The 20,799-nt window shown below is 52.3% G+C and carries 16 protein-coding genes; 7 read left to right on the forward strand and 9 right to left on the reverse strand.

Features of this window, described 5'->3' with window-relative positions; all coding sequences use genetic code 11:
• Positions 1-15 precede the first annotated feature (15 nt).
• The 4 genes from gspE to bamD form a co-directional block, all read right to left on the reverse strand.
• Positions 16-1,653 carry a type II secretion system ATPase GspE gene (gspE, locus tag NTV65_08850; protein MCX6115305.1) on the reverse strand — a complete coding sequence of 546 codons (1,638 nt, stop codon included), beginning with the start codon at positions 1,651-1,653 and terminating at the stop codon, positions 16-18.
• A complete protein-coding gene (gene gspD, locus NTV65_08855) occupies positions 1,650-4,466 on the reverse strand; it encodes a type II secretion system secretin GspD (GenBank protein MCX6115306.1) in 2,817 nt (938 codons plus the stop codon). The genes gspE and gspD overlap by 4 nt, the downstream gene beginning before the upstream one ends.
• 3 nt (positions 4,467-4,469) lie before the next feature.
• On the reverse strand, positions 4,470-5,399 hold the full coding sequence (locus NTV65_08860; GenBank protein ID MCX6115307.1) for a hypothetical protein: 930 nt from the start codon (positions 5,397-5,399) through the stop codon (positions 4,470-4,472).
• 231 nt (positions 5,400-5,630) lie between these two features.
• Positions 5,631-6,758, reverse strand: coding sequence for an outer membrane protein assembly factor BamD (gene bamD, locus NTV65_08865; protein ID MCX6115308.1), 1,128 nt, complete (start codon positions 6,756-6,758; stop codon positions 5,631-5,633).
• A gap of 113 nt (positions 6,759-6,871) precedes the next feature.
• Between bamD and panC the strand changes: the two genes are divergently transcribed.
• Positions 6,872-7,723 carry a pantoate--beta-alanine ligase gene (gene panC, locus NTV65_08870; GenBank protein MCX6115309.1) on the forward strand — a complete coding sequence of 284 codons (852 nt, stop codon included), beginning with the start codon at positions 6,872-6,874 and terminating at the stop codon, positions 7,721-7,723.
• Positions 7,724-7,856: 133 nt separating this feature from the next.
• Positions 7,857-8,498 carry a hypothetical protein gene (locus tag NTV65_08875; protein MCX6115310.1) on the forward strand — a complete coding sequence of 214 codons (642 nt, stop codon included), beginning with the start codon at positions 7,857-7,859 and terminating at the stop codon, positions 8,496-8,498.
• 96 nt (positions 8,499-8,594) lie between these two features.
• On the opposite strand, the gene NTV65_08880 is transcribed toward NTV65_08875, so the two are convergent.
• The gene (locus NTV65_08880) at positions 8,595-9,047 is read right to left on the reverse strand and encodes a hypothetical protein (GenBank protein MCX6115311.1); all 453 of its coding nucleotides are present in this window, start codon (positions 9,045-9,047) and stop codon (positions 8,595-8,597) included.
• 236 nt (positions 9,048-9,283) lie between these two features.
• Positions 9,284-11,212 (reverse strand): 1-deoxy-D-xylulose-5-phosphate synthase, encoded by a 1,929-nt coding sequence (dxs, locus tag NTV65_08885; GenBank protein MCX6115312.1) that lies wholly within the window; start codon positions 11,210-11,212, stop codon positions 9,284-9,286.
• A gap of 211 nt (positions 11,213-11,423) precedes the next feature.
• Between dxs and NTV65_08890 the strand changes: the two genes are divergently transcribed.
• Positions 11,424-12,836 (forward strand): hypothetical protein, encoded by a 1,413-nt coding sequence (locus NTV65_08890; GenBank protein ID MCX6115313.1) that lies wholly within the window; start codon positions 11,424-11,426, stop codon positions 12,834-12,836.
• 4 nt (positions 12,837-12,840) lie between these two features.
• Here the strand turns inward: NTV65_08890 and NTV65_08895 are convergent, their stop codons facing one another.
• Positions 12,841-14,079 carry a transporter substrate-binding domain-containing protein gene (locus tag NTV65_08895; GenBank protein MCX6115314.1) on the reverse strand — a complete coding sequence of 413 codons (1,239 nt, stop codon included), beginning with the start codon at positions 14,077-14,079 and terminating at the stop codon, positions 12,841-12,843.
• A gap of 363 nt (positions 14,080-14,442) precedes the next feature.
• Between NTV65_08895 and NTV65_08900 the strand changes: the two genes are divergently transcribed.
• The gene (locus tag NTV65_08900; GenBank protein MCX6115315.1) at positions 14,443-14,577 is read left to right on the forward strand and encodes a hypothetical protein; all 135 of its coding nucleotides are present in this window, start codon (positions 14,443-14,445) and stop codon (positions 14,575-14,577) included.
• A 66-nt stretch (positions 14,578-14,643) separates the two neighbouring features.
• Here NTV65_08900 and NTV65_08905 read toward each other — a convergent pair whose 3' ends face one another.
• A complete protein-coding gene (locus NTV65_08905) occupies positions 14,644-15,189 on the reverse strand; it encodes an OmpA family protein (GenBank protein ID MCX6115316.1) in 546 nt (181 codons plus the stop codon).
• Positions 15,190-15,389: 200 nt separating this feature from the next.
• Between NTV65_08905 and NTV65_08910 the strand changes: the two genes are divergently transcribed.
• The 3 genes from NTV65_08910 to NTV65_08920 all read left to right on the forward strand — a co-directional run bounded on the left by NTV65_08910 (position 15,390) and on the right by NTV65_08920 (position 20,177).
• The gene (locus NTV65_08910) at positions 15,390-16,745 is read left to right on the forward strand and encodes a dipeptidase (GenBank protein MCX6115317.1); all 1,356 of its coding nucleotides are present in this window, start codon (positions 15,390-15,392) and stop codon (positions 16,743-16,745) included.
• Positions 16,742-18,016, forward strand: a complete 1,275-nt coding sequence (locus tag NTV65_08915; protein MCX6115318.1) for a replication-associated recombination protein A — start codon at positions 16,742-16,744, stop codon at positions 18,014-18,016. Before NTV65_08910 ends, NTV65_08915 begins: the two co-directional genes overlap by 4 nt.
• A gap of 676 nt (positions 18,017-18,692) precedes the next feature.
• The gene (locus tag NTV65_08920) at positions 18,693-20,177 is read left to right on the forward strand and encodes a sugar transferase (GenBank protein ID MCX6115319.1); all 1,485 of its coding nucleotides are present in this window, start codon (positions 18,693-18,695) and stop codon (positions 20,175-20,177) included.
• A 4-nt stretch (positions 20,178-20,181) separates the two neighbouring features.
• Here the strand turns inward: NTV65_08920 and NTV65_08925 are convergent.
• Positions 20,182-20,799 (reverse strand): alanine--tRNA ligase-related protein (locus NTV65_08925; protein MCX6115320.1); only part of this gene is annotated, 618 nt, incomplete at its 5' end.

Below are 20,799 nucleotides of genomic sequence, written 5' to 3' on the forward strand. Positions count from 1 at the left end.
TCGGTGTGTCCATCGCTAGACTACATCATCATGACTTGCTAATAACACCTCTTCTACCGAGGTAACTCCTGCTAGAACCTTCAGTCCACCGTCAGCACGTAGGGTTGCAAAGCCGCGCCTTATAGCGGAATTTTTGATCGTATTCGAATCGGCTCGTTGTAGAATATTTGAGCGAACCTCGTCGTCGATTATCAAGACCTCGTGAATACCTAGTCTACCTGAGTAGCCGCTACCCAGACAGTGTGGACAGCTATCACTACCGGGTCGAAAAGCTTGACGGACCTTGATTGCGGCAGGATTTAGAGAGAGCTCGCGCAATTCAGCATCCGAGATCTCATAAGGAACCCGACAATGCTTGCACAGTCTGCGCACTAGACGTTGTGCGACCACGGCAAGTAAGCTGGATGAAACTAGGAATGGCTCGACCCCCATATCAAGCAGCCGAGATATGGCGCCTGCCGAATCGTTTGTATGTAACGTCGAGAGTACAAGGTGGCCTGTTAGAGAGGCTTGAATGGCGATCTCTGCTGTTTCAGTATCTCGAATCTCACCCACCATCACCACATCCGGATCCTGACGGAGGATCGCACGTAAACCGTTGGCGAATGTAAAGTTGATCTTTGGGCTGACCTGCATCTGACCAATGCCGTCGAGTTGATACTCGATCGGGTCCTCTACGGTCAAAATATTGAGGTCCGGTTTATTGATGCTAGTCAGGCAGGAGTAGAGCGTAGTGGTCTTTCCCGAACCGGTTGGTCCGGTAACTAAGACGATACCATTTGGCTTGTTGAGGAGTCGCTTGAGCTTCTCAAGGTTAAGTTTCTCGATTCCGAGTTGTTCTAGATCGAGTACAGAGCCGGTCTTGTCGAGAAGACGCAGCACTATCCGCTCTCCGAACTGTGTCGGAACGGTCGATACTCGGATATCAACCTCCTTGCCGGCGATCTTAAGACCGATACGACCGTCCTGCGGTAGACGCTTTTCTGCGATATTGAGCCCCGCCATAACCTTAATGCGCGAGATAATCGCGGGCTGAAAGGTCTTCTCTTCAGTTGCAACATCGTAGAGCACACCATCAACCCTAAAGCGCACCTTGAGTTTCTCTTCAAAGGACTCGATATGTACGTCCGAAGCACGCTCAGAGCTGGCTTTGAAGATAATCGCGTTAACGTAACGGATAATCGGCGCATCATCATCGCCTGAATCGGTTACATCTATTTTAAGTTGATTGGTGAGATCATCCGGATCATCCTTATTGTTGGAATTTGAAAGGTTGCTAGAGCGATCGCTCATCAGGCTAGTGCGAATCGAGTTAATCGCCTTGGTAATCTCTTCAGGTGAGGAGACGATCACCTGAATTGGCCGCTCATAGCAGATCCTAAGCTGCTCAATGGCCTCTACGTTCAAGGGATCTGCGGTGGCTACGAGTACGGATTTTTCATTACCCCCAATCGGCACAGTAAGAAATTGACGTCCCCACGAGCCTGCAATTCTGTCGAAGTCGCCACGCGCTGGATCACGGGGCGGAGCGGGCTCCGGCAACCGTTCGGTGTATTGCAGGCCGAGCAGTTGCGCCATGACCCGACCTTGCGAGCCGATGATGCTACTGCCTGGGATCGTAGCTCCTGTGGCAGGTGGTGGAGTTGAGCTCATCGTGTAGCGCCTTGTAACCAGGGACCCTTACCTAGATTCATTGTCTCGTATGGGGATAGGGTATGCCAGCTCTTTGGTATGGCAGCTGCTCCGGCACGGTAACTAGGAAAGGAGCTAAAGACCTTTTTAACCGTGACTGGGATCCTTTCTCCGTCCCAGAGATATAAGTAGCTCTGACCGGGCTTAAAGAAAGTGGCGGCGGCTTGGGAGCTCTCAGCAGGCAGCATAATACCAGCCACCCTTGAGAGCGTGCCATTAAGGAACGGCAACTCCTTGATAAAGTCCTCCTTGCGAGTTAGCTCAATCGTAACGTAGGTGCCGGCTACTTGGGGTTGTATGGCTGCTTGAACTGCACTGCTCTTAATAGACGCCAGAGGTTCGTTAGAGGTGCCGACAGCATTAAGGTCAAGCACTGAGTCCTCCTGCTTTGAATTAGGTAACTCAAGTTTGAGGGTACCGCCCCGCGAGCCATCCAATACTATCGTAGGAGCTGATTGCACACGCTCAGGGTTGCTTTTCGCGGTCTTTTGAGCCCGTGCGGGCGCTAGAACGGTACCGGGCTTTGGTCCCTCGTAGGGCAGCGTCTCTGCGACCTGATCGATGCGGTCATTCTTCAGCACGTTTAGCCTTCGGGGTGCTACGTCATAGGTGGCTATTACATCCTCCATACGATCGCGACTCTCAAGGGTCGCATCGCGTGCATCGTACTGATCCTTAATGATCCGTGGAGTCAGGAAGATCAGGAGGTTCTTCTGCAGACGGGCCTGTGAGTTGGCCTTAAAGGCGTGACCGATGATCGGGATATCCTTAAAGTAGGGGACGCCATCATCACTTTCAGAGACGTCATCTGAGATCAGCCCCCCGGTAACGATCATCTGACCATCCTTTGCGATGATGGTTGTTTCGCTCTGACGTTTGGTGGTCGTTGGTCCAAGGGCTGAGTTAAGCGTTGAAGGCACAACCGCCGACACCTCTGTGAATACGTTTAACGTTACGTAGTCACGCGAGCTAATCTGAGGGGTGATGCGTAGAGTAATACCAACGTCCTGTCGATTGACCTGGTTAAAGGTGTTATTCAGGTTGGTTTGATTGGTCGAGGTGCTCGCCAAAAACGGCACGTTTTGGCCGACTACTATCTGCGCCTCTTCGTTGTCAGTAGCGAGGATGGTTGGGGCACTCAGCACGTTTACGTTATTGCTATTCTGTGCTGCTGAGATCAGCAGGGACTGGGTCGGGATGGTGATACCGCCCGGTAGGGTAAGCGATCCAGCGCTCGCCGCTGCCAGGGTAAAGCCTTGCAGGTTCTGAGGGTTCGAAAAGAGTGTGCTTAAACTACCCGAAGCTGGCGCAAAATCACTGCGAGCGAGCACACCACCATCGGCACCACCACCTGAGGCAAGAAAACCGGCACTGGCTCGCATGAAGTTATCGATTGAGACCTCAAGCAAGGTTGCCTCTACCAGCGCCTGTCGACGCTTCACATCGATCTGGGAAAGGAGTCCACGAATCTTTTCGTAGTCAGGCTTGCTAGCAGCGACGATCAGGGAGTTCGTTGCAGGGTCTGCTGTGATCGATATGTTCTCGCCGAGTTGCGCTGTGACGGGAGCGCCGGAACCTCCGGAACCCTTAGCAGAACGCTTCGATTTGCTAGTACCTGACCCAGAGACCCCACCCTGATTTCCTGGGCTAGAGGTGTTACCGTTTGTGCCACTGCCACCTAACCCTGTGCCAGAGGACTTCGAGCTGCCCCCAGCCAGTGGTGAGGCGCCGCCGCCCCCTCCAACCAAACCGGAGAGCACCTGAGCTAGCTCCTCTGCGTTAGCGTGTTGGCAACGGTAGACATAGAACTTATTTCCAGAGAGATCGATCTTACTATCGAGCTGCGAGATCAGGGCGCGGATGCGGGCCGTTGTATCGTCGTCTGCAACTACTATGATTGCATTTGTTCTCTGGTCTGGAATAATCTTAGGCTCAAGGCCACGAGCTGAAACTGTCTTTCCACCGGCTCGTATGGGCAATGCGCCAGCGTTGGCCTGAGCTGGGTCTCCGATACTGGCTCGAACTTGGTCCGCGCCGCTACTGGCCTTCTTAGCACCATCGCCCATAATATCGGCTAGCTTCTGCGCGATATCCTCCACGTCGGCGTGTTTTACCGGTATAATAGTCATCTCGCGGTTAGAGAACGGCACATCGAGCTCATTAACGATATTAACGAGGCGCTGAATATTATCCTCTGAATCTATGACGATTAGAGAATTAGTGCCGGTATAGGCATTAACTAGTCCATCGGCGGAGACAAGCTGAGCTAGGATCTGCTGAATGTCCTGCGCGTTAACGTACTTCAAACTAAGCAGTCGTGTAACAACAGCAGATGAAGGGGTATCGGTTCGGCTCTCTGTTAGGGTCGGGATGGTCGATTGGCGCGCCTCCTTGGATGGTACGATCTTCCAGAGATTTTCGCCGATAGGAACTGAGGTAAATCCCTTTAGAGCGAGGACGGAATCTAGGATGCGGAGCGCCTCGTCTGAGGAGACCTTCCCGGGTAGGTAGATCGACACCTTGCCGCGCACCTTCTCATCTAAAATATAGTTGCGTTTTGTCTTGCGGGAAAAGATCCGAACGATAGCGGCGATGTCGGCGTTCTTGACGTTAATCTCAGTGTTCGAGTCCTTGCCGTACTCCTGCTCGTTAGCCTTGTCCCCCTGTGGCTGTCCAGGTTGAGCTGGGCGTGCTTGCGCATATGCTAATGGTGTGCACGCACCAAGGTATAGGCTTAAAATAGCGATGGGTAGGAGGGTCTGGCGCGCGTTCATCTGTTACCTTATCGTATACTTAAACTCTCGGTCCTGCTTATCTCGCTCAAGAACTAAGTTGATTGAGCGCTCCTGTTTTAACTGCTCAAAAAGTTTTAGAGCTTGTGATATATCCCCCAGCCCCGTTCCGTTGAGAGATTTCAGAATATCTCCGTTCTTCAGGCCGATCTTCTCGTAGAGGCTCCCTGTTTTGATTGCAAAGAGACGGAGTCCGATTGAGCGACCATCCTTGAAGTACGGAACTGCGCGCGCCTGAGTCAGCAGCATCGGCAGGTTCTCAAGGCCCTTATCGAGCTCGGCCTCTTCAATCACAAAGTCATCACCATCTGCTAGCACACCCGAACCAGACGGAGATGCGCTACCACCGAAGTCATCAAGTTTTAGTACCTCAATCTTTCCTGCGCGCTCCACCTCAACGCGGTCCTGAAAGATCTTCTTAAGGGTCGCCTGTCCAAATACGGATTGATTTAGCACGAACATATCCTGGTCCTGCTTCTTCTTATCTTCAATAATGGCATACGGCTCCTGTCCGCTTGCGAGAAAGGTGCCGACCAGGGTTAGTGAAAGAGGAGAGCTAGGGGTAGGTGCTTGCGATGGTTGAGAGGTAGAGCGAATTCCGAGTGGGCCAAAGGAAGTAAACTTAGATACGATCTCCCAATCCTTAGGGCTTTCAATAGAGGGCTTATCAGGATTCTGCATAGCGCTCCTGATAGTTTGGATCTTATTTGCGAGCTCCCCCTCGATCGCCTTGCGATTCATCGTGCTTTGAGCGAGGACGAAAATGGTAGCGAGTATAGCAGACGCAATGCAGCCGCCAGATGTAAGGCGCACCATCCGAACGAGCAGAGCGATATTCTGCCGGCGCATAAGGCGTGCTACGACTGTGTTGTAGTCGAGTCCCTTAAACGATTGTAGCGACAAGGAGAGGTTCACAGTTTACGCCCTAGAGTTTTAAAACCTTCATATGGTTAGTTACCACCCAAGCCTCCAAACAAACAGAGAGCAAGGGACGGGGCTTCGGTAGGGCCTGCGGCCAAAATCCTCCTAGCCCATCCACGATAAGATGAGGTAACGATGTTCTAAGTTGTTGATATTTGCAGGTAGGGAGCAAAAACCCAGTCATCCAGCCCGAATCTATGGGGTAGGGGCAAATTATGCCGGCTGCTACCTAACCTTCGTGAGTAAGATGCGCTTGGGGTTGTCGAGGGTTGTTAGGATTAGGGGCTCTGTGCTCCTGATCTGAAGTACGCCGGTGCTGGTGATAAGGAGGTCGTTCTCCTCAAAACAGTTAAAGGCCGGTTGGGTTGCCCGAACAAGGAGCCCCGCAACCTCTACTATCCCTGCTGTTGGATGGAGGGTTTCGGCCACATGGCCAAGTGAGAAGATCTCTGGAAAGCGACTAAGCTCAAGCATGGCGAAGGGGACTTCCTCAGTATGGCAAGCCACGCTCTTAATGGTGATAAGCTCTGGGTTTATCTCCTCCTGCGTAGCCTGAGGCGGGGCTAGACCCAAGGGGGAATCAGAGAGGGAATCAGCGAGCGCCTGACTGTTTTCGGGCTCCATCTCAAGCGGCACTATATCTGGTAACGGCTTAAGGGGGATATTCTCCAAGGTTGGTAAGAGCTCGCCAGCATTCATACGCGCGCCCCAGCGCTCCTGAAAGAGCTTCTTGCGTGCGGTAACGGCGGCGCTATTTCCACGCTTTTCGTAGAAAGCGATGATAAACTGATCGTAACTAATCAGATCATTCAGCGCCGGAGTGCGCTCACTCGCTGCTATTACTGCGTAGGGGGTTCCGGGAAACTCACTAATTAGCTCATCAAAGAGCGCCAGCGCGCGCTCAAGTGGTTGACGATCTCGGCCGGTACCCTGAGCTGAGACGAGATGACTCCGTGCCGCTTGTAACTTAACGTAGGGGGCATCTGCGCTTCCGGGATAGTCCTTCAGAAAATCCTCGTAGTTTTTACCAGCCTTATCGAACTCACGGTTATAGTAGTAGGCATCGGCGGCCTTAATAGCAGCAAATGAGCCGTAGGCCCCGAGTGGATAGCGATCCTTAAGTGAGTTAAGGGAGTCCTGCGCTATGGAGTACATACCTGACTGATACAGCCGTTTCGAGAGTCGAATAAGTTCCGGTTCAGGAGCCTCGGTTGAGAGCGCCGCGCCAGCAGGTTTCAGCTCCTTTGCTGGTTGTTCCTCCTCTGTTGCTTCGTTATCAGTAGAGGATGAATCGGACCATAGAAAACATCCATTAAGGGCAGCAAGTGCGCAGGCAAGTACTAGATGCTGCATTCTTTGGCTTATTAGGGCAGGGATGGTATGGCGCATTAAGGGTCGTTTTCAGTTTTTAAGTCTGTAATGCTACACTCTAACAAACAAAGCAGGCTAGTGCGAGGGGATCCTATATGAAGCGATGTGACAGTATTATAGAGCTAAGAAGCATCCTGAAACCGCTTAGACGAGCTGGGAAGAGGATCGGATTCGTTCCGACCATGGGGGCATTGCATGCTGGGCACCTCTCGCTTGCCCATACCTTAAAGGAGCACTGCGATCTACGGGTATGCTCGGTGTTCGTAAATCCCACCCAGTTTAATGATCCTAAGGACTACCAGGCATACCTTATCAATATTGATCGGGATGCTGAGCTGCTAGAAAAAGAGGGGGTAGATCTGCTCTTTGCTCCGAGTGTAGCCGAGATCTACGCCGGCGGCTACCAGACGACGGTCTCTGTCAACGAGATATCAAAACCCTTTGAGGGTGCGCTCCGTGCTGGACACTTTACCGGCGTTGCCTCGGTGGTAACTATCCTCTTTAACGCCGTACAGCCTGACGTGGCTATCTTTGGCGAGAAGGATTTCCAACAGCTCAGTTTAATTGAGCGTATGGTAGGGGACCTTAAGATGGATATCGAGATCGTACGGGGAGCACTTGTGCGTGATAGCGATGGCTTGGCGTTAAGCTCCCGTAATGCGCGGCTCTCGCCCGAGGGGCGTCGTCAGGCGCTAGCTATTAGTCGTGGACTCTTTGCAGCGCAGCACAGCTTTAGCGCAGGCGAGCGCTGCGCCAGAACCCTTGAGGGGATCGTAACTAACGAGATTATTAATAGCATGCCTAACCCTGAGATTGATTACGTGAGCCTGGTGAATGAGCTCTCGCTTGAACCCCTAGAAACCGTTAACGGCAGGTGTCGTATCTTGGTGGTTGCACGGGTTGAGGGTGTCCGGCTCCTTGATAACGCCCCGTTTCATATGGGGTAATCGCCGAGGGCACCGAGGATCTGTCGGTTTAGGGGTGTTTGAGTCGTTTCTCTGATTAAGGTGGTAAGCTTATGTTACACTGCGGTAGCCAGCCCCCATAATCTATTCAGTCTATATTTTTGGATATAATCGTATGCTAAGTCAGCCAAGGCCAGTCGCAAATAACAACCTCAGTACAACACTCGATAGGCAGACTGATGCGGTTGATTTAAAGAAAGCCGCACTACCTGCTATGGTGGATCGGCGGGATTTTTTAAAGGCCTTAACGGGGGTGCTGGTTTGCTCTACTGCAAATAGCATGGTTAGCGCAGAGCCCCCCAAGCCTACTCAACAAACCCTGACTGAGATTAATGGAATGCCATATAGCGCAAAATTTTACGGCGACCGTGGGCAGGAGATAGGAGTGGGGGAATACAGGGGAGCTATCTCGAGGGGTGGAGCGCTTAATGTATTAGTAATGGCGACCGATAAAATAAGTCCGGACCGCAAACTTCCGGATGGAATGGAACTTAGGCTTCGTATCTACATAGGGACTGATACGATGCCAAGCACAAATACCCCACTACCTGTGGTTCCTAGAGAGGTTAACGGAGAAACGTTGGGACGGTTTTTGGATAGCAGAGAGGGTAGGGATGCAATCGCGGCCCTTCAAAAAGAGCCAGTAGATATCCCCATAGGCAGTAATCGTCTCCCAGGAAATCTGACCTTTATCGATCCTAATGTGAGATCGGTCAGGCTTGAATTGGTTAAAAAGTCAGAAGCTACCGCAAAATAGCGATATGGCGAAGCGCTGGGGGCGCCGTTCCCCAGAGTGGCTAGGTATCAATGCTCAGGTTGGAGATCTTTTTCGTGGCCAGTTGTATACGGGCGCCTATCCGGGGGTTGAGTTGCGTTGCTTTCTGCTCTCGCGCTCTTTGGCTAGATCGATCAGGGCTGGTACACGGATCGGCTTCTTAAATATGACGCGCTCCGTTGTAGCTTTGCCACCTGGAACGACTGCAAGTTTGTGTGCGCTCTCCTTTGATAGATCGGCATCGTTAGCCGCGCCGCCCAAAGCCGTAAGCACGCTCTCGAAGAGGGAGTCCTCGAAGTTTTTGAGCTCCTGGTCCTCTGCTGACATCAGTCTTTGCTCACCCAGTGCTATTTTTTTTATAGTTTGCGAGAGTAGTGGTATAGCGATAGAGCGCTCACTCTGACTTAACTGCGCTAACGCATCAAGCAGCGTTGCTGTCTCCTCGCCACCAACGCCCTCAAGTAGCGTTTTTAGCTGCAGCTGCAGACTAAGTAGGCTTTTTGTAAAATCACCACCATGTGACAAATTCATATCCGTACTCCCAAAAGTGAGGCAACTACCATCTGAGCTAATCTTGCTTACAGAATGGGTGCTCAACCACTTATCCGTAGTACAGCTCAAGTTGCTTCAGGTTTATATAGGGATACAGCATAAGATATGCCGCTACTAACCCCTTAAAATATGGGGGTTTTAGGCCTACTCAGCTGTTTGTAATCAATACATTGTATAAATTTAGGTCAGGTAGGCATTACAGCCTTCCGTGCTTCTTAGGCCACCTTTCTAAGTGCCTGCGCGCTCTCTAGGATATAGGCTAAAATGCTCTTAGTATCGTAGCCGTGCATGGCATACTGCTCGCTCTGTGTAGCATGAGGTACGAAGCTATCTCCGATTCCGAAGCGTTTGATCGGCGCCCGTAAAGCAATGTTCTGATCGTTTGCGAACTCTACAACGGCTGATCCAAAGCCACCGTTAAGAGAGTGGTCCTCAATGGTACAGAGCACTGAGTATTTCGGCAGCTCTGCCGCGAGTAGCTCCGTGTCGAGCGGCTTTACAAAGCGAGCATTAATAACCGTAGTAGTAATCTTATGTTCGGCGGCGAGTTTATCAGCGGCTTGCAGCGCATTCTGAATAATAGGACCGAAAGCTACGATGAGGGCATCCTGGCCCCTGCGTAGGATCTCGCCCTTGCCGATCGGGAGCTTTTGTAGCTGCTCATCTAACTCTACACCTACTCCATTACCGCGTGGATAACGCACCGCAACCGGAGCGTTTAACGTTACCGCCGTATAGAGCATATGGCGCAGCTCGTTCTCATCCTTTGGTGACATGATCGTAATGTGCGGAACGGTGCGCAGATAAGCGATATCGTAGACCCCCTGGTGCGTCTCGCCATCGTTTCCTACAACTCCGCCGCGATCGATCGCAAACGTAACCGGTAGCTTCTGAATACAAACATCGTGCACAACCTGATCGTAGGCGCGCTGCAAAAACGTTGAGTAGATTGCAGCTATGGGCTTAAGTCCCTCACAGGCGAGCCCTGCGGCGTAGGTGACCGCGTGTTGCTCGCAAATGCCGACATCAAAGACCTGATCGGGAAGTTCGGCCTGCATCTTATCGAGCCCGGTGCCGCCTAGCATCGCCGCTGTTACGGCGATAATACGCTTATCCTCCCTGGCTAACTTGGTCACGGTCTCTGCAAAGATGCCGGTGTAGGAGGGAAGCTTCTTAGGAGGTGTCGTGTTAGCTGGAAGCTGCCCACCCTTGAATTCTCCCTTCTGACGATCGAAGGGCGTAACCCCGTGCCACAGGATCGGATCCTCCTCGGCCGGTTCGTAGCCCTTGCCCTTAACGGTGCGACAGTGAATAAGGACGGGAATATCCTGCCGCTTTGCGTTATTAAGGGCCTGAATAAGAGCCGGAAGATCGTGACCATCGAGCGGTCCGATATAACGAAAGCCGAAGGCCTCAAAGAGCATGGCCGGGGTTGAGAAGAAGCCCTGCGTGGCCTCCTCAGCGCGATCCATCGCCTTATAAAGCAGCTCCGGCACATAGCCGCGCTTATAAAGATCCTTGAACTTGCTGCGCGCGCGCGAGGTAGCTTCGCCCGTTACGGTGCGCGAGAAGAGCCAACTTAGTGCGCCAACGTTCTTAGAGATCGACATCTCGTTGTCGTTAAGCACCACTATTAGACGCTTAAGACCTAGGTCGCCGGCATGATTAAGCGCTTCAAACGCCATGCCTGAGGTGAGCGAGCCATCTCCGATAATCGCAGTTACGAAACGTTCTGGCGCAAGTCTATCGAGCGCAAGGCGCATTCCAACCGCAGCCGAGATGCTGGTTCCAGCATGTCCAGCACCGAAGGCGTCGAAGGGGCTTTCAGAGCGCTTAAGGAATCCTGAGAGGCCGTTCATCGTGCGAATTGAGCCCATTTTATTACGGCGACCCGTTACCATCTTGTGGATATAGGCCTGGTGCCCAACGTCCCAGATTAATCTGTCGTGCGGGGTATCAAAAACATGGTGCAGCGCTACAGTTATCTCGGTAGCGCCCAGGCTCGATGCGAAGTGGCCCCCAGATTCACTTACGGTGTCGATCAGCTCGTTACGGAGCTCTGCGGCAACTTGCTGTAGCTCCTCAATTGAAAGGGAGCGCAGATCTTCGGGTAGTTTAAGGGAATCGATCAGTTTTTCATCCATAAGCTCGGCTATTATACCTATAACCAATTGATTCAATCAAATGGGCAAAATCATGCCAGATGCTCCTATTGTTTCTGTAAGTGCCTGTATTTGTATGGGGCTGGTTTTAATGTGGCTGTAAGAGGGTCTCTCTGTTGACACCAGAGCCTTAAGTTGGCCGCCCAGTCTGTCGACCTTAGGGTATGGGGCTAATTGGTATTAGCAGGGTTGCATGAGTTCAAGATTCAAAGCTGACGCATCTGAACGCAGAATAGATCGGGCGCTTCAACATGTCCTGAAGCCTTGGTTCCCGATTAATCAGGATGTGCTGCTAGCGATCCGCAAACGGTTTGAGTGCGGAGATTATGAACGCAATCCTAGTGAGCTGCTTAAAGACCTAAAGAGCGACTTTGCGCTCTTTACGTTGGTAGTTAAGGATCTCATTCAGATCGGTCAGGCAGAGGGTATTCCAGCAGCTACCCTGCACAACCCGATTGAGATCATTAAATGGGCCGGCCCCGAGCGTATCGGTCGACTGCTCTCAGTCGATCAGAGGCTACCAGCAATCCATTCTCTCTCTTGGAGCGAGCCGTTTCAGATCTCGCGTCTTAGGGAGACGGCGATCAGCGCATCGACAGCCTCAATTTTGAGCGAAAAGAAGAACCTCGATCCGGATATGGGATTTGCTCGTGGAGTAGTGCGTGAGATCGGTTTGAACCTGATCGCGTGGAACTATCCTACCCTGTATTCAAGGGTGCTCGAAAGGCTTGAGCTAGGACAAAACCTCGATGAGGAGCTCTCTAAGGAGCTCGGATTTACACCAACGTTGCTTGCAATTCGGATCATGCGGCCCGAGACCGGAGAGTCCGACCCACAGGTCGAGCAGATTGAGCAGCAGTGGAACATATATGATGACCTGTGTGAGATCGGCGAGGCGCTAGCGCGCGCAGAGCATCCGGAAACCTATCCATCGGCCGAGAACGATTGGGAGGTAGCACAGAAATTTTTAGCCGAAACGGTCGGAGAGAATGCGATTCAACTCGTGAAGGATCGTGCGCAGGAGCAGTCAAAGAGCTATGAAAAGAGTCTGCCGACCACCTTTGGAGAGATTAAATCCTTTGATCCACAGCGCAACATTAAGGTTCATAAGAATATTGCGCGGGTAGTCGACGACAAGTTGCTGCGTAAATGCCCACGGCACGTTCAGGAGGCGCTACGGGAGCTATACGCGGGCTTTGATGGGGAGGCTGTCAGTAAACTTGCGGTCGAGAATCTTATTAAGAAGATCATCCCACAGGCTGGATTTACCGGTGGCTGTGTCTTTGTAATTGATCCAAGCACTAATAGTTTAAAACCTAGAACGGTTATAGGAACGGTAAATCTGCGCTCGACCTACGATATCGAGCTCGATCCAAGAGATAAGGCGGTTGCAGCGCTTTTAAAATTAGAGCCGATAATCGAACTTAAAGATGAGCTCTCGGCTGAGGCGCTAGCTGGCATATACAGAGCACTCGGTGAGCAACGCAAGGTAGGAGTGCTCTATTTAGAGAGTCCCGCAGCAGACCCGGAGGCCTTTGAAGAGAGGACCATGGCGACATTTGAGGCGATGCGACGAGCGTTGAGTGATGTTTTGCTGCTGCAGTAGCACATTACCCACCAACAGAGAGCGCCCGTTTGAGCGAGCTTGCAACGTCATGAGCATTGTCGACGGCAGTGCCGTACGGCACAACCTCAAGCAGTCCCTGAGCACCATCATCGATTAGAGCTTGGATGCGTTTGGCAACTCCACCGGCCCCGAGGATAAAGTGCAGCGCCTCGTTAACGATAGTAACAGCCTCAGGCCAATCCGGACGAACCGCAAATGAGTTGTTGCACATGTCGAGAACCGTTCCTGGCTCTGTAAAGAGCGCGCTAAGCTCCCCCGGATACTCCCTAGCACGATGCGCCGCCGACATTGAGTTGCATAGAAAGAGATGGGCGGGGCGTGAGATGCCCTTGAGTCTGACCCGGTCCGTGGCTTCCTCGTCGCTATTACATACTATTATATCCTCCTCGGCGCGTTTAAGTCGGGTAGCGCAGAAGAGGTGCGCGCGGCTGTCGCGCAGCACGGCGATGGAGTACGGCTCGCTAATCAGATCATCCAGCGAGGCGGGAAGCTTAAGCTGCGCTAGGCTGTGAGTTGGTCGTGTGCGCATCAGGACTGAAAGCCCCATGCGGTTAACCGGGACCGAGAAGAGAATATTGGAGGGACAGTGCGGGGTGACCATCAGAGGCCCAAAGAGATCTATCTCGCCCCGGCATAACTTGTCCACATAGCGGTCAAAGGTAACTGGGATCATCTCTATATTGCATTGCAGCGATGTTTGCAGCATGCGGCAGAGGTCCGGCACTAAGCCACGGGTACGGTCGAGGGTGCCACCCTCCGCTTTTTCGAAGAGCCACGGCTGCGTTAGATTAATTCCGATACGGAGTGGGCGGGAGTTGAGTAGCACCTGCAGAGTGCGTGGTCGCGTCTCCGTTCGGATCGTGCCCTTAATGGCCTCGATAAATCCAGCCATATCCAGTTTAACGCTAAGAAATCCGCTGCCGTCTGGCTCACGTGTAGCGAGGTGCTGGGGCGCATCGAAGGGCCACTCATCAGAGAGCTTTGCAGATTCAAAGAGTTCACGTGGATCCTGTAGGCCGAAGTTAAGCGCTAGCAGGATTAGAACCGGCTTGCTTGGGATCCTTCCGTAGCGACCGATATGGGCCAGATACGAGGGCGAAACCCCGCAACGGTGGCTTAGATCCGCAAGCCCCAGGTGAGTGGCCCTGCGCCAGAGTTCAAGCTCGCGCAAAAAGAGGCGTTTAAGATCGGGCGATGATTCGAACTCGGTTCTTTGGCTCATAATGTATCTATTCCTGGTATCTGTATGCGCTCTGTGCATACTGAGGGGGGAGCGAATAGTATGCTGCTATTCTTGATCAGTGACTAAGTGTAACCAAATTGTTTCTTAGGCATAGATTTTAAATATTTTCGCGTTATTGCGTTCGTAAGCGTTTCAAATGGCGCTAGATCTCGACGCTACTTTCAGGAGGGTACCGGAATCAGAAGAGGGTGGCGCTTAGAGCGAGTTGTAAGCAGATCAACCGTTTGGGTGTTTTGTTAGTCGCATAAGTGACTGGTCAGGATGGCGCACCGCAAAAGGTGCAGAGAGGTTTTTTATCCTGTTTTTTGTCTGATTTTGTCCGGTTTTTTACAGGAGTGTCCTATGAGGCTGATGCTAGTAGCGTGCGTCTTTGTCTTAGGGGTGTACTTCGGGTTACGTGCGGAGGAGGGGGGTGAGTTGGAGGTGGTGGTTGAAGCCATCGCTCAGCTGGTTCAGGGCCAGCAGGCGAGCTGGTAATAGATCCTACCTAATAGAATTACGCCCTTAGCAGCCCTTAAAGTGCGCCAGCCTGACCTTCTTTATCTAATAACGGGAGTTTTTTGTCTCAGTCGCAGCAGCGCTTGCTCCAGATGAAAAGTGTACGCGACGGTTCTTTGCGTAGGCAGCCTCATCGTGCGCAGCATCAAGGGGGATCTCCTCGCCGTAGCTTATCGTTTCAACGCGGTTGGATGGAACACCGAGGGTTACCAGGGCGTTCTTTACAGCCTTGGCGCGTGCTGCTCCAAGAGCCATATTATATTCGACGGTACCGCGCTCATCACAGTGTCCCTCAAGGGTAATCGCCATTCCAGACTGAGCGCCAATGGTGCGGGCGTTGGCTTCTAGATCGCTGCGACCCTCATCTTCAACAGAATATGAATCGTACCCGAAACGGATATCACGGAAGAGCCCCTCGCCCTCGGCGGTTGGAATCGTGCCGGCGCCAAAGCGTCCCTCACGTTGTGCCGCGAGATCGGACTCTGAGAGCCCGTTCTCATCACCCTCGCCACTGCTCGAACCGAACCAGGAGCAGCCAGAGGTAGCAAGTAGGGAGATAGCCAATAGGGGGGTGATAATAAATGATCTCATAGCGCGCTCTTTGAAAAGGTGAATAAGCATTAGTATAGTGACATTGAGTGTGCTCAAGCGCAACCGTTCTATTCATTGCCCATGTGCGCAAAGAACGGCTTTTTTAGTATAGAAACAGTGTAAGAATAAAAAGCTCTCTTCAAGTACTTCGACTTCTGTAGCACAATGGGGTAACAACTACCTCGCCACAAGGAGCTACTATGCAAAGCTTTCTCGATTATTTCTCTAGTAACAGGGATCGTTTCATCACCGAATGGAGGGAGTTCCTGGCGTTTAAGAGCATTAGCGCCGACCCGGCCTTTCATAACGATTGCCTTGAGTGCGCGGCCTGGCTCTCAAGGCACCTAGAGGGGCTCGGCTTTAAGACCGAGATATGGCCCTCGGATACTAAGCCGCTTATTTATGGGGTCCTGCCGGGTAATCCAACTAGGCCCGTTATTTTATTTTATGGTCACTACGACGTACAACCAGTTGATCCCCTTAATCTCTGGATAACTCCCCCCTTTGAGCCAACCCTGCGTGATGGGCGCATGTACGCGCGCGGAGCCCAGGATAATAAGGGCCAGCTCTTTTACTTCCTTAAGGCGCTGGAGGCCCTTAAAGTAACGGGCGCAGATCTTCCTACAATTAAGGTTATTATAGAGGGCGAGGAGGAGTGTGGGAGTGAGGCGATGCACGTTGGACTTGCGCAGTGGGAGGAGCCCCTTAAGTCCGATATCCTAATGGTATGTGATACAGGGGTTATTGCGGCAGGGGTTCCAACGATAACCATGGGGTTGCGTGGGATCGCCCACTGCGAGTTGCGGGTGCACGGCCCAAGGATCGATCTGCACTCAGGTGTTTATGGTGGCGTGGTACTTAATCCCTTGCAGGCGCTTAGCTCAATCTTGGCGGGCCTACACGCGCCGGATGGTTCGGTAGCGGTCCCAGGATTTTATAATGGCGTTAAGGAGCCACATGCCGAGGACCGTGAGCTTGCTGCAAAGGCGCCTATTGATACGGATGCGATCTCGGCTATGCTTGGAGTATCCCTAGAGGGGGGCGAGCACGGACTCCACCCCCTTGAGCGCAGAGGATTTAGACCAACCCTTGAGATTAACGGAGTTGGTGGAGGATATCAGGGTGCCGGAGGAAAGACCGTTATTCCGGCCTACGGCATGGCGAAGCTTTCGATGCGTCTGGTTGATGGACAGGATCCAGACGAGATCCTCGCCACAGTTGTGCGGCACCTGCAGGGCGCTGCGCCCAAGGGTACCCGTGTTGAGATTCATGATGAGAGCGTTGGTGGGCCAGCCATTCAGCTTTCGACCAAAAGCTCAGCCATTCAAACGGCTAGTAAGGCTCTTAGACGCGCCTTTGATCGTGAGCCGGTCTATATCTGGGAGGGAGCCAGCATTCCTATAGTAACTAAGCTCGCCGTGACCGCTGGGGCGCAGCCGCTCCTGGTTGGATTCGGGCAGGAGGAGGATATGATACATGCTCCTAACGAGTCCTTCTCTTTAAAGCAGTTTGAGGAGGGCTACCGATACGTCACCTCATTCTTGGGATTGGTATGAGTCAGGTTCCATTAGCAGAGAGGTTGCGGCCGCGCACGCTCGATGACTTCTCTGGACTTGAGCATTTGGATAGCACCTTTATTAAGCAGCTACGGGGAGGGAAGGGGCGTATTCCATCCGCTATTCTGTGGGGGCCCCCTGGTTCGGGCAAGACGACCCTGGCCAAATTAATCGGAGGCTCATACGAGTGCGAGTTCGTGCAGCTCTCGGCCGTGCTGTGTGGCGTTAAAGATGTGCGTGAGGTTGTTGAACGGGCGAAGGAGCTCTCCCGACCGACCCTATTATTTGTGGACGAGATCCACCGCTTTAATAAGGGCCAACAGGACGCCTTCTTGCCACATGTAGAGGCGGGGACGATAGCCCTCGTTGGCGCTACGACGGAAAACCCCTCCTTTTACCTAACCTCAGCGCTACTCTCACGTTGCCGGGTGGTGGTTCTTAAGCCGCTCGGCGCTGAGGCGCTGAGGAGTGTCTGTGAGCGTGGCGAGTGTTGTCTCGGATGTGTGCTTGATGAGGGTGGGCGCAAGTTACTTGAAGAGGCGAGTGTTGGCGACGGCAGACGGATACTGAATATTTTGGAGTCGTTGGTTGATGCGCGGTCTGTGGGGGGTGCTGCGGTGTCTCTACCGGCAGAGATTAAGGAGGACGAGATCCGTAGCTTTCTATCGCAAGCTGGACTGAGCTCCTATGATCGTGATGGAGAGGAGCACTACAACATCGCCTCAGCTTTTATTAAAAGTATGCGTGGCTCAGATGCCGATGCAGCGCTCTACTACGGGTTGCGCATGCTTGAGGGCGGGGAAGATCCCCGTTTTTTGATCCGGCGTCTTATAATCTTCGCTAGTGAGGATATCGGTAACGCAGATCCGCGTGCGTTGCAGCTCGCAGTTTCGACATTACAGGCTTATGAATTAGTTGGGTTGCCAGAGGGTCGTATTCCTATAGCGCAGTGTATCACCTACCTTGCTACGGCGCCCAAATCAAATCGAAGCTACGTGGCGCTTAACCGCGCATTAAGGGCCGTTAAGGATGCGCCAAATGCGCAGGTGCCGCTACATCTAAGGAATCCAGAGACCGGACTGATGCAGGGATTGGGATACGGCAAGGGCTATGTTTATCCACACGATCAACCTCTCGGATATGCGCCTGGGGTTGAGTATATGCCGAAAGGGGTCGCGGGGCAGCCGTTCTATGAGCCAAGCGATCGTGGTAACGAGAAAACTATTAAGGAGCGCCTGACGTGGTTGGAGCAGGTAGTAGAAAAAAAGTGAAGAGATATAATTTTGGTTCCTCACCGAGTAAGTGTGGGTACATTAGATGGAAAACCCCTGCGCGGGAACGTGAACCGCTTCCCGTTACCTGCTCCCGCTCCGATACCGTAACCCTTAAAAACCAGCTTTGACAGCATGGCCGCCAAGCTGCTTAAAAGACTCGTAGGAGTTTTAGTAGCGCTTTTTGTCGCCAACGCCTGTTTTGCCTACGCATCCTGCAATATTTAATGAAATGGAGGTGGCGGCGCGACGCAACTGGTTGACAATATCGTTGTTTCCTTTCGGGATGAGGCGAACAGCACTAATAACCTCTTTCAGGAATTCAACCGACTTTTGATAGACTTAGAGCTTTTCATGACAAAACATATCTTCTATTAATCGGTTCTTTTCAAAATAAGTTTCTGCTATCGGAGCGGGAGCAGGTAACGGGAAGCGGTTCACGTTCCCGCGCAGGGGTTTTCCATCTAATGTACCCACACTTATTGGTGAGGAACCATATATAGCTATGATAGCGAAAGCATTAGGGGCTTCAAGCCAAAAGAGATGAGGCAGGCGATCTTTTTCGTGGCTGGCCTAGAGTCCGGCGCTCGCAGCGCTAACGGATGGGTAAGCCGATGGTAGCGCCCCTTGTTTAGCAGGGCTTGAGGGCATACCATAAGGGCTTGGATACGCTAGTATGCTAAAGCAGAACTCCCGTCTTATATCGCGCGTTGAGCGCCTCGGTGATAACTTGATCGTTATAGTGGCGTTCTTCGCCGCCTATTACGGGCGTAACTCGTTAATCTTTTGGAACGATATCTTCGATCTTAATCTCCCCTTTGAGGGCTACGAGCTGGCTCCGATTAAGGACTACTTTATCGTATTGATTGTGACGGTGCTCGGATATGGGGTGCTACTCAACCTGATGGGAGCGTACGGAAGTATGCGAAGGAGCTCGGTGCTGCGGCTCTTTCGAGTGGCGTTTCTTAGCAGCGCCTTGGTCTTTGTATTGCTTGCTGCAACCCTCTTTATACTTAAGATTAATATCAGTAGATCGTTTGTTGGCTTGTTTGTATTACTGAGTGGATGCGGACTCTCCATTGAACGATATGCGGTGCTTAAATTTCTAAGATATTGGCGCAGGCAGGGGCACAATTTTCGTAACGTAATTATATGTGGTATCGGCGAACAGTCGCTTAAGTTAGCACGCGAGATAGTAGGTCGCCCTGAGCTCGGTATTCACATTCGTGGCTTTGGGGATCTGCGCGCAGACGATAAGCACCAGGCTGCAAGCATCCAGCATTTGCGTAGCGATCTTGCAGGGTCAGTTAAGGTCGGGCGTGTACTGATCGGGACAGCGGCGGTGTGCCGCGCTCTTGAAGATTACGCGATAGATGAGGTGCTTTTTACCGATGTTGTAGAGGTCATGCCACAGGTAGAGGAGATGATTATGGTGTGCGCCGAGCAGGGGGTGCGCACAACTATAGCAGCCGATCTGTTCAGTATCGGCCTGATTAAATCAGAGATTAGTTACTTCGGCGGCATGCCCCTTATTCACTTTCAGACCCCTCCTGGGGACTCCTGGGAGCTAGCGTTGAAGCGTGTAATCGACATCGTTGTGGCAGGGGTAGCTCTGGTAGCCATGGCACCAATTTTTGCGTTGTTGGCGCTTGGAATAAAAGCTAGCACTGGACCAGTCATCTTTAGACAGACCCGCATGGGACTTAATGGGCGCCTCTTTCAGATGCTTAAGTTCCGTTCGATGTATCTGGATGCGGAGCAGGCGCTGGATGTACTGCGAACCAAGAACGAGATGAACGGTCCCACCTTTAAGATGAAGAACGACCCCCGTGTTACCTCCTTCGGAAGGTTCCTTAGGCGCTTTAGCTTGGATGAGCTTCCGCAACTTTGGAACGTGTTTGTTGGTGAGATGAGTCTGGTTGGGCCCCGCCCACCCATTCCAGGAGAGGTGAGTCTATACGAGAGGAGTTCTCGGCGTAGACTATCGATGCGGCCAGGGCTGACCTGCATCTGGCAGGTGAGTGGACGAAATGAGATTAAGGACTTTGAGTCCTGGGTTAAGCTCGATCTTAACTACATCGACAACTGGTCACTGATGGGCGACCTGGTACTTTTGCTCCGCACCGTTCCGGCTGTGCTGTTCGGTATCGGCGCGCGTTAAAAGCTTACGACAGTATAGCGTAGATACGGCGCACTCCGGCGCTAGAAGCCTCTTCACGCGAGATCGAGAAGCGCCCAAGAACGGTCGTGTTTTCAATGTGCGGGCCACCGCAGATCTCCTTCGAGAAGTCCCCGATCTCATACACCTTTACCTTCTCAGGATAGCGCTCTCCGAAGAAGGCAAGCGCTCCGGCCTTTATAGCATCGTCGTAGGTTGTGTCTGCAAATGAGACCTTAAGGTTGCGAGCGATCTGTTCGTTTACAATTCGCTCAACCTCTTTAATCTCCTCAGGTGTGACCTTTTGCGAATGAGAGAAATCAAAACGGAGGCGCTCATTCGTTATATTGCTACCCTTCTGCTGAACGTGGGTGCCAAGCACCGAGCGCAGCGCCTGGTGCATAAGGTGAGTAGTGGTGTGAAGCTTTACGACGGCTTCACCGTGATCAGCTAGCCCGCCCTTGAACATCCCCTTAGCGGAGGTGCGAGAGAGGTCCTGGTGTTTTTTAAATTCACCCTCAAACTCAGCTCGGTCAACCTGCTGACCACGCTCACGTGCAATCTCTTCCGACATCTCCCACGGAAACCCGTAGGTTTCAAAGAGCTTAAATGCTAGCGCGCCCGT

It is taken from the genome of Pseudomonadota bacterium (genome assembly GCA_026390555.1).
Classification (GTDB): Bacteria; Bdellovibrionota_C; UBA2361; order UBA2361; family OMII01; genus OMII01.